Raw genomic sequence first — 13,012 nt, 5'->3', positions numbered from 1 at the left:
CAGCCCCGAAGGGACTGCGCCGCCGAATCAGTCGTGCTGGGCGGGCCTGATCAGGCCTGGGCCGCGACGAGGTCCGCTGCGACGAGCTCCGCGATCTGCACCGCGTTGAGCGCTGCACCCTTGCGGAGGTTGTCGTTCGAGATGAACAGCGCGAGGCCCTTGCCTGCCGGAGCGCTCTGGTCGGCACGGATGCGACCGACGAACGACGGGTCCTTGCCAGCCGCCTGCAGCGGCGTCGGGACGTCGGACAGTTCCACGCCCGGAGCATCGCGAAGGATCTCGATGGCACGCTCAGGCGTGATGTCGTGCGAGAACTCCGCGTTGATCGCGAGCGAGTGACCGGTCAGGACCGGGACGCGTACACACGTGCCGGACACGAGCAGCTCGGGCAGTTCGAGGATCTTGCGGCTCTCATTGCGGAGCTTCTTCTCCTCATCGGTCTCACCCAGACCGTCTTCGACGATCGAACCGGCGAGCGGGATGACATCGAACGCGATGGGGGCGACGTACTTCACCGGAGCGGGGAACTCGATCGCGGAACCGTCGTGCACCAGCCGAGTGAGGTCGCCCTGCGCGACGGCAGCCTCGACCTGGCCGATGAGTTCCTCCGCGCCGGCCAGACCGGAACCGGAGACGGCCTGGTACGTGTTCACGATGAGGCGGCTGAGGCCGGCCTCTGCATCGAGGACCTTGAGCACCGGCATCGCAGCCATCGTGGTGCAGTTCGGGTTCGCGATGATGCCCTTCACGGCCTCCTTGATCGCGTGCGGGTTGACCTCGCTCACCACGAGCGGGACCTCGGGGTCCATGCGCCAAGCACTCGAGTTGTCGATGACGAGCGCGCCGGCTGCGGCGAAGCGAGGAGCCTGGGCGCGCGATCCGGTCGCACCGGCAGAGAACAGGGCGATGTCGAGGCCGGTCGGATCCGCCGTCTCGACGTCCTCGACGACGATGTCCTCACCGCGGAACGGCAGCGTCGTGCCTGCGGAGCGGGCCGTCGCGAAGAACCGGATCTCGCTGATCGGGAACTGACGCTCCTCCAGCAGCTTGCGCATGACCTTGCCGACCTGGCCGGTCGCGCCAACAACACCTACACGTACACCGTTGCTCATTCGATTCCTCTGTTCGGGGATGCTACGAACCATCTTGCATCATGACTTGGCGCGCTCTCCCCTTCGGAGAGGCGACTCGACACGGTTGGCGCTTTTCCGTCGTTCCTCGGCTGGACCCCGAGCTTGCGCCATCGGTCGCGCCCTCGCTCGTGCGCCAGCCGGACGCCGTTCGAGCGTAACTCCTTCAATCTGAAGCCGGCCAGCCGAAGAGCCCTGGAATTCCAGGGTTCTTCAGAAACCGATGTCCGTATCGAAGGAGTTATGCTCGATGCCGCTTCCGCTGAAGCCGGGAACGGGACTGGCCGAGCGAGGCGGGACCGACCCGGCGAAGCGGGACATGCCCTGCGAGGCAGGGCTGCCCTGCGAGGCTGGACGGACCCGGCGCCCCAGGACGGACCCGGCGAAGCGGGACTAGCGGCCGGTGCCGCCGTGCACGACCGCCTCGTCGTCGCCGTCGAGACCGAACGCCGTGTGCACGACGTTCGCGGCCTTCGTCAGCGTGTCCGCGCGGGTCACGACCGAGATGCGGATCTCACTCGTGGAAATCATCTCGATGTTGATGCCGGCGACGCTGAGCGCCTCGAACAGCTTCGCGGAGACGCCCGTGTTGGTGCGCATGCCGGCGCCGACGAGCGCGAGCTTGCCGATCTGGTCGTCGTGCTGGATCGCCGAGAAGCCGACACGCTCCTGCTCGGCCGCGAGGGCGCGCAGGACCTGCTGCGCCTCCGACTTCGGGAGGGTGAAGGAGATGTCGGTGACGCCATCGACCGCCGTCGACACGTTCTGCACGATCATGTCGACGTTGCCGCCGGACTTCGCGACGATCGTGAAGATCTCCGCAGCCTTGCCCGGGACGTCCGGGACGCCGACGACGGTGATCTTGGCTTCGCTGAGGTCGGTTGCGACACCTGCGACGATGGGCTGCTCCATGGCTGCGTCACCCTCTCCTGGGTTGTTGAGAACGAGGGTTCCCTCGTTGTTGTTGAACGATGAACGCACGTGCAGGGTCACACCGTGACGGCGTGCGTACTCCACGGCACGGATGTAGAGGACCTTCGCGCCGGAGGCTGCGAGTTCCAGCATCTCCTCACTGGAGATCCGGTCGATCTTCTTCGCCTTGGGGACCTGGCGGGGATCACTCGTGAAGATGCCGTCGACATCGGTGAAGATCTCGCAGACGTCGGCGCCGAGCGCTGCGGCGAGCGCGACGGCGGTCGTGTCGGAGCCGCCGCGGCCGAGGGTCGTGATGTCGCGGGTATCGCGGTTGAAGCCCTGGAAGCCGGCGACGATGACGATGGCACCGTCATCGAGCGCCTCACGCAGGCGGACGGGCGTGACATCGACGATGCGCGCCGCGCCGTGCTGCGCATCGGTGATCATGCCGGCCTGGCTGCCCGTGAACGAGCGGGCCACGTAGCCCATGCTGCTGATCGCCATCGCGAGGAGCGCCATCGAGATCCGCTCGCCACTGGAGAGCAGCATGTCGAGCTCACGCGGGGCGGGGATGGGGGTGACCTCGTGGGCGAGGTCGAGCAGTTCATCCGTGGTGTCGCCCATCGCCGACACGGCGACGACAACTTCGTTGCCGGCCTTCCGCGTCTCCACGATGCGTTTGGCGACACGCTTGATACTCTCGGCGTCTGCGACGGAGGACCCGCCGAACTTCTGCACGATCAAAGCCATCGTCGTACTCCTGGGGTTGTGCGGGCACGATCGGCCCGACTCCACATCCTACCCATCCCGTATGCCGCCCCCGGAATCCGAACGATCTCCTCACGCTGCGGCCTCCTCCGCCTCCCGTTGCGGCCTCCTGTGCCTCCCGTTGCGGCCTCCTCCGCCTCACGCCGCGGCCTCCTCCCCTCTCCCCGTGCCGCACTCCGCCCCCCACCGCACGTGCACTGCGCTTCCACAATTCAGGAACTCTTGCCGAATTCAGGACGATTCGGCGGTGAATTGGGCGAAATCGTCCTGAATTCCGTGAGAGTTCCTGAATTGTGAAAACCGTTCTGCGGGGAGGTGCGGAGGTGAATGTGGGAGAGTTGCGGGATGCAGCAGGATGACGCCAGGGTGCTCGCGAACGTCCGACGCCTGTGGCAGGGACTCGCGTCGCCCACGGCCCGATTCGCGGCCGGACGCGTCGCCGTCGTGGTCAATGCCGGATCGATGGCCTGCCCTCCCGGGTGGATCGGCGTGGTCGAGATCGACGGCAGTGCACTCGCGATCGTGCCGGACGACGACACCGCGAAACGCCTCGCCATCGACGAGGAGTCCCCACGGACCGTCGGCACGATCGAGTTCCTGCGCTCGCGCATCGCGATCGCCGAGGTGCTCGGACCGGCGACGCTCGACTATCTCCTGCCTGGGCGGTTCCGGCCGGCGGAGGACGTCGATGTCGTCGTCAGCAAGGCGAACGACCCGGCGATCGAGGCGCTCCTGTCCAAGGTGGAGGACGACGAAGCCTCGGAGAGCGGGATCTTCGGCATCACCTCGCCGCTGTTCTCGATCCGCGAGCGCGGGCGGGTCCTCGCAGTGGCCGGGTACCGTTCGTGGCCGTTGGGCGTCGCCCACATGACGGCGCTGACCGCTCCCGATGCGCGCGGCACCGGTCTCGCCACGGCGCTCGCATCGACCGCGGTGGAACACGCACTCGATGCCGGCCTCCTGCCGCAATGGCGCGCCGGCGACAACAACCCCGGGTCGCGCGCGATCGCGAGGAAGCTCGGCTTCTCGGCGGTCGGCCGCCAGCTGAGCGCGCGCCCGGCCGTCGCGGAATGGCCGGCGCCCTCCGCGGAGTGAGCGGGGCGTTCACAACTCAGGAGCGCCCCGGCGCGTCGCGGCCGGGATGCGGCGAGCGCGGGTCGACACTCCGGGGCGCTCCTGAATTGCGTACAGACCTGCCGGTGCAGGGACGCTAGCGGGATGCGGGCCAGCGGTCTGGGAGCAGACCCCGCGGGCCGGGCACGCAGCGGTAGAGCAGGCCGGCGGGGTCGGACGATGCGGATGACGCCGGCACAGGAGCGGACGATGCGGACGACGAAGCCGACGTGACAGGCTCGGGATCCGGACGGGCCGTTGTGATGTAGAGGGTCGCGAGATCGGGGCCGCCGAACGCGACACTCGTCACGAGCGGCGTCGGCAGCTCGATCGTCGCGAGCACCGTGCCGTCCAGCGCGAACCGACGCACCACACCGCCACCCCAGAACGCGACCCACAGCGCGCCGTCGGCGTCGAGCGTCATGCCGTCGGGCACACCCTCGAACGCGGAGACGTCGATGCCGCCGGTCCGTTCGAGCAACTCCCCGGTCTCCGGATCGACCGACCACAGCGCGATGCTCCGCGTCATCGAATCGATGTACGCCAACAGATCCGGACGCGGCCAGACGAGCCCGTTCGGACAGCCGATGCCCGTCATCACCGGAACGGCCGGCACAGGACCGTCGAACCGGTACAGCACGCCGTCGTGCGGCTGGGCGCCGGCGTCATGCCAGCGCATCGTCCCGGCGAACACCCGACCGGACGGGTCGACCGAGGCGTCGTTCATTCGCCGGCCGGGCTCATCGGCCTCGATCGGGCACACCACAACGCCACCGATCACCTGGGGTGCAGAACTGTGCGCGCCGCCATCGGCTGCGACAGCAGCGGCATCGGCATCAGCCGCCGCCGCAATCTCAGGAGCCGCAAGATCGAGCACCTCAAGACCCGCGGTCGTCGCGAGGAGGAGGCGCCCGTCGTCGGCGAGCATCACCGTGCCGGCGTGACGTGCGAGGAGCCGGGAGACGGTCTCTCCATCCGTCCGGAGCTCGTGCAGCACGGAGCCGGTGATGTCGACCCACCAGAGCGAGCGGCGCTCGGCATCCCACCGCGGGGACTCCCCCAGCTGCGATGCGACGGCCGAAGCCGGCTCCACCGAAACGTCCGGTGCACCATCCACCGAGATGCCGGGTGCAGCTTCGACCGCACCCTCGCCCCCGGAAACCGTCTCTGGCACTCCTGCCGATGCGACCTCGTCCACCACCACTCGCCTCACTTCCACGACAGCGCTGCTGCGCGCATCGATTCTGGCAGGTCCTGATAGGTCACGGGGCGCAGGAACCGATCGATCGCATGCGCTCCGACCGAGGTCGTCCCCGGCGCGCTCGTCGCCGGGAACGGACCGCCGTGGGTCGTCGCCCGCCCGACTCTGACACCGGTCGGGAAGCCGCCGAACAGCACCCGTCCGGCTCGCAACCGCAGCCGACGCAGGAGGGCGTGCAATGCGTCCTCGTCGCCGGCCGCAGCGTGGATCGTGGCGGTCAGGCCGCCGGGGATCACACCCGTGAGGTCGATGAGGTCCTCGATGCTGTCGCAGTACACAACAACGACCGCCGGCCCGAACAGCTCGTCCGTGATGGACGGATCGGCGCGGAGGTCGGCGCTCGTGACGGTCGCGAGGGCCGCCGGCACTGCTGCTGCGACGTCGGTCTCGTCGGTCGGCCCGTCGAGCAGGACGTCGACCCCTGGAAGTCGGCGGAGGCGATCGATGCCGGTCACGAGCGCGTGCAGGATGCCCGGTGTCAGCAGCGGCGCGCTGTCGGCCGCGGCGAGCACTGAGGCGAGCGATGCGACGGTGAGACGGGAGGCTGCATCGTCGACGAGGACGAGCAGGCCGGGCTTGGTGCAGAACTGCCCGCTGCCGCCCGTGACCGACTGCGCCAGCCCGGTGACAAACGGGGAGGCGCCGGACGCAGCACCGCCCCCGGCCTCCCCCGCCGCTCCCGGCAGCAGGTACAGCGCGTTGATGCCGCCGAGCTCTGCGAACACCGGGATCGGCACGGCGCGGGCCGCTGCTGCCTCGACGAGCGCCAGCCCACCACGAGTCGATCCGGTGAATGCGACTGCAGCGATGCCGTCGGCGGCGACGAGCGCCTGCCCGATCTCGCTCCCACGGCCGTGCAGGAGCGAGAACCAGCCCGCCGGCCATCCGCCGTCCGCGAGGACCCGGGCGAGGATCTCGGCGAGCAGATCGCTCGTCTCCGGATACGCCGGGTGCCCCTTCGCCACGACCGGGCAGCCCGCGGCCAGCGCAGCAGCGGTGTCACCGCCGAGCACGCCGAACGCGAACGGGAAGTTGCTCGCCCCGAAGACGGCGACGGGCCCGAGCGGGACGTGGCCGAGCGCGAGGGCCGGTGCGAACGCCGCACCGCCCGGCTCTCCTGCCGGGTCTTCCTCCACCGCGCGGCCGGAGCGGGCGGTGGCCTCCGCAGCGAGGAGCTCCAGCTGACCGGTCATCCGCCCCAGCTCGGAGTTGAGCCGAGCCGGCGGAAGCCCGGTCTCGATGCCGGCGATGGCGACGAGCTCGGCCCGTCGCCCCTCCAGCGCCACCGCGAGTGCGCGGACGAGGACGACCGGGTCGAGCTCCCCCGGTTCGGTCTGCAGCGCGAAGAACGCATCGGCCGCAGCCGAAGCGGCAGCGTCGGCTTCACTCGCGAGCGCGTCGGCGAAGACAGCCGGACGCTCCGTTCCGAGGGCGACGTCCCGGCTGTGGAACTCGGTCCCAGGGGCAGCGAGCGCCACCCGGCCCGCAACGATCCCGGCGGATGCGTCGCCCGCTCCGATCCCACCCGTCACGAGCCGGCCCGCACGGCGAGTGCGGCATCGGCACGCTCGAGCATCGCCAGCCCGAGCGCGGCACGCCGGACCCGCTCACGCGCGGTCGCGTCGAGGACCCCGGCGAGGTGTCCGCCGCTCGGGTACAGCCCCGGCGAGTTGCGCACGGCGAACTTCAGGTGGACGGGCGCGGCGACGCGCACGATCTCGGGGATCTCGTAGTACCGCATCACGCCGCCGAAGTCGTCCGAGGACTCGATGTAGAGATCCAGCGGGATCGACACCGCGGCACGGATGGCTGCGAGCGTCGGGAGGCTGAGGTCCACGGCCACGTTGAGGCTCGACGCCCCGAGCTGCTCCAGGAGTTGCGCGCCGGCCGGGTTCGACACCGGGAGCGATGCCGACACCTTGAGCACGAGGTCGCTCGGCAGGTCGCCGTTCGCCTTGAGCTTGCCGAGGACCGCGAGCTGGCCGAGGTCGGAGACGAGGACGGACCGGAGCCCGAGCTCGCAGCCGCGCACGACCTCTTCGACGCCGTACGCTAGCTGGTCCGCGCCGCGCAACGATCCCGAGACGACGGCGCCCCCGGGGCTCGACGCCTGAGCGCCCGTGTCCCAGCCGGCACGCGGACCGACGAAGAGGCAGACCTCGATGTCGTGGGCGCGGCCCAATTCGACCATGCGCTCGATCTCGGCGTCCGTGAGCATCCAGATGCCGCTGCCCTGGCTGACCCGGTGCACGGCGACGCCCCGTGCAGCCGCCTCCTCGATGACGGCTTCCATCGCATCAGGCCCCTCGACGGAGGGGATCTCGACGTGGAAGGAGCTGCCGTCCGCGAACCGGAGCGCGCTCGTGGGGAGCGAGTAGTCGTCTCCCCCGGGCAGTCCGAGGGACTCCAGATAGTGTTGTGCCTTCATCGGGTTGACTCCTCGTCGGTTGTCGTGCGCGCGTTCGGCACGTGGATGTCGTCAGGTGCTGATGTCTCGGGTGTTGTCGGTGACGGTGTCGTCGGTGTCGTCGGTGCCGGTGTCGCCTGCTCGGGTGTTGCCGGCTCTGCTGCGGCCGATGTCGCGGCCACGGGTGTCGGATCGGGTCTGGTGGGTCCTCCATCCGGCGGCACTCTGGCGTGCTGCGGATCGTCGTCCACCCGATCTTGGAACGGCTGCATGAACTGCAACCTGGGAACCTGGTTCGCGAGCACTCCGCCATCGACCACGATCGAGGTTCCCGTGACGTATGAACCGGCGGCCGATGCGAGGAACACGACCGGCCCGACCATCTCCTCCGGCCGCGCGAAGCGGTTCTGTAGCGGGATGTGCTCACGGTAGGACCGCTCGAACGCGGGCCAGTCCAGCGGGAAGTCCGCGGCGAGGCCGGTGTCGACCATCCCGGGGCAGACAGTGTTCACGGTGATCCCGTGCACCCCGAGTTCGACGGCGAGGCTGCGCGCCATGAGTTCGAGGCCGCCCTTCGCCGCGTTGTAGTGGGCGAGGCCGGGTTCCGCCTGGAGGCCGTTCTTCGAGGAGATCATGATGATCCTCCCCTGCACGCCGCTGTGGATCATCCGCTCCGCAACCCGCTGGCTGAGCAGGAAGGGGGCGTCCAGATCGACCGTCATCGTGGCTCGCCATGCGGCGTAATCGATGCGGTTGAAGTGATCCATCGTGGCGTGGCCGGCGTTGTTGACGAGGATGTCGATCCCTCCGGCGTCGTCCCAGATGCGGTCGATGAAGCCGGGCAGCGATGCAGCGTCCGTCAGGTCCTGCGCGTACCAGCGCACCCGCCGGCCGGTTGCGGCGAGCGCCGCTTCCAGCTCAGGCGTCGGATGCACGCCGGGCCGCTCGGCCAGGGCGAGGTCCGCTCCGGCTCTCGCCAGACCGAGCGCGAGCGCACGACCGATGCCGCCTGCCGCACCCGTGATGAGCGCCGTCCGGCCGCGGAGGTCGAAGGCTTGCAGACCGTCACTCGGGAACGCCGTGGCCTCGCCGGTCTCGGCGGATCGTTCCGTACTCATTTCGGTGCTCCCATCCGCTGTGAGATCGCCTCGGCCGCCGCGATGACGGCCTCGCCGACCCGGAACACCCGCTCGACGGACAGGCTCACCTTGAGCCCCGTCACGCTGATGCCGCCGGCGCACGCCCCCGTGTGGTCGATGAGCGGTGCCCCGATGCACAGCACGCCTTCCGCGTCCTCCTCGTCATCGACGGAGAAGCCGCGTTCGCGGACCTTCGCGACATCGACGAGGAGGGCGTCGATCGAGGTGATCGTGTACGCCGTGCGCTTCGGGAGGCCCGTCTGCTCGGCGAGGTCGACGACCTCCTCGTCCGTGTACCGGCCGAGGATCGCCTTCCCGATGCCGGTGCAGTGCAGTCGTTCCCGCCCGCCCATGTTGAGGTCGAAGCGGATCGAGTTCGGTCCGTCGACCTGCCCGAGAACCACCGCGATGCCCTGCGACATCGTGGCGACGCGCGAGGACAGCTTGGTGATCTTCGTGAGGCGTTCGAGGTGCGGCATCGCCGCGTCGAGCATCGATACCCGGCTGACGGCACGGTGGCCGAGGCGCGCGAGCCCGAGTCCGAGGGTGTACCGGCGTTGGAACCCTTCGCCGGCCGAGCTCACGAGGTTGCGCTCCTCGAGCGTCTGCAGGATCGCGAACGCCGTGCTCTTGGAGGCGCCGAGCGCGCGGGCGACATCGCTCACGCTCATCGAGGCGTCCGCCGAAGCGAGCACGTCGAGGGCGTCGATCGCCCGCGAGATGCTGCGCAGCGTGTAGCGCCCGCCCTGATCCGGGGCGGCTGCCCCCACGCTTGCGGCGACGGCTGCGCCCCTGGAATCGTCCGTGGTGGTCACGGGACCTACTTTCCCGTGCCGGCGGTCAGACCTACAGCGATCTGTCGTTGGAAGATCAGGTACACGATGATGCAGGGGATCGCGCTCAGCAACGAGCCCGCCATCACCTGGCTGACATCGAACACCCTGGTGTCCTGCGCCCCCGCCATCACGACGCTGAGAGTACGCGCTCCCGGCGTCGGAAGGAACAGGAGTGCGATGAGCAGGTCGTTCCACACACCGATGAACGCGAGCACACCGACCGTCACCATCGCGGGACGCGCGAGCGGCAGGAAGATGCTCCAGAACGCCCTGGGGTAGGACGCGCCGTCGATGATCGCTGCCTCCACGAGCTCGTCCGGGATGGCCCGGAAGAAGTTCGTGAGGATGAACGTCGCGAACGGGATCTGCGTCGCCCCGTAGAGGATGCCGACCGCGGGGATGTTCCCGATGAGGCCCCGGTTGGAGAAGTTGAAGTACTCCGTGATGATGAACGTCTGCCCCGGCACGAGCATCAGGACGATGATCGTCGCCATGATCGGCTGCGATCCCTTGAACCGCAGCTTCGCGAATCCGAAGGCCGCGAGCGTCCCGACGCCGAGGATCACGACGATCGCGATGACGCTGACCTGCAGGGAGATGAGGCCGGCCTGCGGCAGTTTGCCGTTGAGGACGGCCGCCCAGGACTCGAAGGTCAGCGCGTTGGTGCCGTCCTGCTTGGTGAGCGATTTGAACACCATAAAGCCGACGGGAGCGATCGTGCTCGCGGCGAGCGCCACGAGGACGATGCGCACGAGTCCGGTGGACAGGATCGCCTTGAGGCGGTCGCCGAAGCGTCTGGTGCGCTTGCGCGGGGTGCCTGCCGGCCCGGCCGACCCGGCCGACCTGCTGGACCGTGATCCAGCGGACGGTGTCGCCTGGGCGGAGCCCGATCGGGCTGGCGGTGCTGCGAGGGTGCTCTGGTGATCAGTCATCATCGGCTTTCACTCCGGCGCGCAGGCGCATCACGGCGAATACGAGGGACACGAGGAACAGCAGGATGCCGAACGCGGCGCCCTGCGAGAAGTGCCCCAGGCTGAAGGACCTCGTGTAGAGGGCGTACTCGAGCGTCGTCGTCGCGACGCCGGGCCCGCCGGAGGTCATCGTGTAGATGAGGGCGAAGATCTGTGTGATCGCCGCAGCCATCGTCATGATGAGGGCGAGTTCGATGTACCGGCGCACCTGCGGGATGACGATGTTGGTGAACATCTTGATCCCGTGGGCGCCGTCGAGCCGCGCCGCCTCCGTGACCGACTGGTCGGCCGTCGTCATGCCGGTGAAGAGCAGGACGACGTTGATGCCGAAGTACGACCAGTTGAAGACGAGGATGATGCTGACGAGCGCCGAGGTCTCACCGCCCAGCCAGTCCTGGCTGAAGAGGCCGAGCCCGACCGCAGAGAGCAGCGCATTGATCGGTCCTCGGCCGGACAGCAGGTAGGCAAAGGTGATGCCGATGACCACCCAGGAAAGCGCGATCGGGAGGAAGTAGATCCCCCGGAACCACGCCCTGCCCCACGTGCTGTTCGCCAGCAGGTTCGCCACGATGACGGACAGCGCGACGCCGAACGGCACCGAGATCACCACGCACAGGCTGTTGAACGCGATGCGCCCGAAGTCCGGCGAGAGGAAGATCCCGTTGATGTAGTTGTCGAGTCCGACCCAGTTGGCGCTGCGGCCGTTCCAGTCGGTGAAGCTGTAGTACAGGCCCTGGATGCTGGGCAGGACGATGAGCAGCGCCACGAGCACCACGGCGGGGAGGACGAAGAGTCGTCCCCACAGCTGCCGTTGGCGGATCATGGCCTGCGGGCGAATCTTCCCGGAGCCGCGGCCGGAGGGCCAACGGCCGCCCGGGGCGCCGACTGGCGACCGCCGCCGTGCCACGGAGGGCCCGGCCGTCGCACGGCGGAGGTCGGTCGTCATGTCCCGTCGCCTACTTTCCGGAGAGGTTGTAGGTGACCCGGTCGCTCTTGCTGACCGCGGCCGTCGCCTGGTCGACCTTCTTCAGGGCCTCCGATGCGGTCAGCTGGCCGGCCATCACCTGATTGAGCGATGAGCGGAGCGCGGTCGTGACGGATGCGTCCAGGAAGTTGTCCATCATCGGGACGACCTTCCACTTCTCGGTCACCGAGTTCGCGAGGACCTCCTGGTTGACCGGGCTGTCGGACTCGATGCCCGTGCGGGCAGGGACACCGCCGGCCGCTGCGATGATCTTCTGGCCGGCCTCAGAGATGGAGTAGGCGGTGAAGGCGGCCGCGGTGGTGGCGTTCTTGGAATCCTTGGAGACGGACAGGCCGGAGTCCTGCAGACGCACGAGGACGTCCATCGGCTTGTCGCTGAACGGGGTCGGCGCCGCGTGGACCTTGTCGCCCAGGCCGTCGGACGCCCAGCTCGCGTCCCAGCTGCCGGTCATGTACATGGCCGTCTTGCCGCCGAGGAAGTCGGTGCGGACGTCACGCCAGGTCAGGACGTCCGGGTTCGTGAAGCCCTTCGTCTGCAGCTCGCCCCACTTCGTCACCTGGTCGACGAGCTTCGGGGAGTCGTACTTCTGCGTGCCGTCGATGAGGCCGTCCCAACCGGACAGGCCGATCGTCGCACCCGACATGTAACTGAAGTCCTGGTACGCGTCGAAACCGCCGGCACCAGTGTCGCTGCCGTAGCCGATGCAGAGGAAACCGGCCGCCGTGATCTTCTTGCAGGCGTCGTCCACCTCGGCCCAGTCGGTCGGGAACTTCGTCACGCCCGCCTTGTCGAGGATCTCCTGGTTGTACAGCGTGTAGTACATGTTGGAGACGAGTGGGACGCCGTACACGGGGTTGTCGAGATTCGACTTCTCGGCGAAGAACTGGCCCTGGACCGCTTCGAACTCCGAGCGGTCGATGTACGTGCTGAGGTCCAGCGAGTAGTCCGAGAACTGGTGCTGGTAGCCGCCGGGGAACATCTGGAAGATGTCCGGGCCCTGACCGGAGGTGAGGGCTGCGCGGAGGAGGGCGAAGTACTGGTCGCCCGGCTCCTCGATGACCTTGACGGTCGCGCCGGCGTTCTCCTTCTCGAAGCCCTCGATGAGCTTCGTCATGCTGAGCTGGACCTTGCCATAGCTCCAGAGGGTGACCTCTCCGGCGACCTTGCCGGAGTCGGTGGATGCGGGCTCCGAGGAGGAGCAGCCTGCGAGCAGCAGACCGGAAACGGCGACGACTGCGAGTGCAGCACCGATTCTGAACGTCATTGTGGTTCCTCTCGTTGGTGTGGCGCCCTTCGACAAGCTCAGGGACCGGGCGGGGTGGAGATCCGGTCACTGAGCGGGGATCCGGTCACTGAGCGGGAGGACCGGTCACTGAGCTTGTCGAAGTGCGATGGGGTCGTGCGGGGGTGCCCTTCGACAAGCTCAGGGACCGGGTTGGGGGGTGCGGGTCACTGAGCTTGTCGAAGTGCGGTTGCGGGTACTGCTG

General features: G+C 68.6%; 11 protein-coding genes. 1 reads left to right on the top strand and 10 read right to left on the bottom strand.

Going from position 1 to position 13,012, the window contains the following annotated elements:
- Window positions 1-50 precede the first annotated feature (50 nt).
- Window positions 51-1,112 carry an aspartate-semialdehyde dehydrogenase gene (locus tag ACL9RL_RS01495; RefSeq protein ID WP_422778441.1) on the bottom strand — a complete coding sequence of 354 codons (1,062 nt, stop codon included), beginning with the start codon at window positions 1,110-1,112 and terminating at the stop codon, window positions 51-53.
- Window positions 1,113-1,523: 411 nt separating this feature from the next.
- Window positions 1,524-2,795: an aspartate kinase gene (locus ACL9RL_RS01490; protein ID WP_422778440.1), complete on the bottom strand. Its 1,272-nt coding sequence runs from the start codon at window positions 2,793-2,795 to the stop codon at window positions 1,524-1,526.
- A gap of 363 nt (window positions 2,796-3,158) precedes the next feature.
- Between ACL9RL_RS01490 and ACL9RL_RS01485 the strand changes: the two genes are divergently transcribed.
- Window positions 3,159-3,908: a GNAT family N-acetyltransferase gene (locus ACL9RL_RS01485; protein WP_422778439.1), complete on the top strand. Its 750-nt coding sequence runs from the start codon at window positions 3,159-3,161 to the stop codon at window positions 3,906-3,908.
- Between the two features lie 115 nt (window positions 3,909-4,023).
- Here the strand turns inward: ACL9RL_RS01485 and ACL9RL_RS01480 are convergent, their stop codons facing one another.
- The 8 genes from ACL9RL_RS01480 to ACL9RL_RS01445 are packed head-to-tail and all read right to left on the bottom strand — an operon-like array spanning window position 4,024 to window position 12,789.
- Complete coding sequence (locus tag ACL9RL_RS01480) at window positions 4,024-5,145, bottom strand: SMP-30/gluconolactonase/LRE family protein (protein WP_422778438.1); 1,122 nt, start codon at window positions 5,143-5,145, stop codon at window positions 4,024-4,026.
- Window positions 5,136-6,719, bottom strand: a complete 1,584-nt coding sequence (locus ACL9RL_RS01475; protein ID WP_422778437.1) for an aldehyde dehydrogenase family protein — start codon at window positions 6,717-6,719, stop codon at window positions 5,136-5,138. Before ACL9RL_RS01475 ends, ACL9RL_RS01480 begins: the two co-directional genes overlap by 10 nt.
- Window positions 6,716-7,615 (bottom strand): hypothetical protein, encoded by a 900-nt coding sequence (locus ACL9RL_RS01470; protein WP_422778436.1) that lies wholly within the window; start codon window positions 7,613-7,615, stop codon window positions 6,716-6,718. Before ACL9RL_RS01470 ends, ACL9RL_RS01475 begins: the two co-directional genes overlap by 4 nt.
- Window positions 7,612-8,712, bottom strand: a complete 1,101-nt coding sequence (locus tag ACL9RL_RS01465) for an SDR family NAD(P)-dependent oxidoreductase (RefSeq protein ID WP_422778435.1) — start codon at window positions 8,710-8,712, stop codon at window positions 7,612-7,614. Before ACL9RL_RS01465 ends, ACL9RL_RS01470 begins: the two co-directional genes overlap by 4 nt.
- The gene (locus ACL9RL_RS01460) at window positions 8,709-9,548 is read right to left on the bottom strand and encodes an IclR family transcriptional regulator (protein WP_422778434.1); all 840 of its coding nucleotides are present in this window, start codon (window positions 9,546-9,548) and stop codon (window positions 8,709-8,711) included. Before ACL9RL_RS01460 ends, ACL9RL_RS01465 begins: the two co-directional genes overlap by 4 nt.
- A gap of 5 nt (window positions 9,549-9,553) precedes the next feature.
- Window positions 9,554-10,504, bottom strand: coding sequence for a carbohydrate ABC transporter permease (locus tag ACL9RL_RS01455; RefSeq protein ID WP_422778433.1), 951 nt, complete (start codon window positions 10,502-10,504; stop codon window positions 9,554-9,556).
- A complete protein-coding gene (locus ACL9RL_RS01450; protein WP_422778432.1) occupies window positions 10,494-11,486 on the bottom strand; it encodes a carbohydrate ABC transporter permease in 993 nt (330 codons plus the stop codon). The genes ACL9RL_RS01455 and ACL9RL_RS01450 overlap by 11 nt, the downstream gene beginning before the upstream one ends.
- Window positions 11,487-11,496: 10 nt before the next feature.
- Window positions 11,497-12,789 carry an ABC transporter substrate-binding protein gene (locus ACL9RL_RS01445; RefSeq protein ID WP_422778431.1) on the bottom strand — a complete coding sequence of 431 codons (1,293 nt, stop codon included), beginning with the start codon at window positions 12,787-12,789 and terminating at the stop codon, window positions 11,497-11,499.
- Window positions 12,790-13,012: the final 223 nt, after the last annotated feature.

The organism is Plantibacter sp. Mn2098, from assembly GCF_049319745.1.
Lineage (GTDB): Bacteria > Actinomycetota > Actinomycetes > Actinomycetales > Microbacteriaceae > Plantibacter.
The sequence above is the reverse complement of the archived record's forward strand: the minus strand, read 5'-3'. Positions and strand labels throughout refer to the sequence as shown.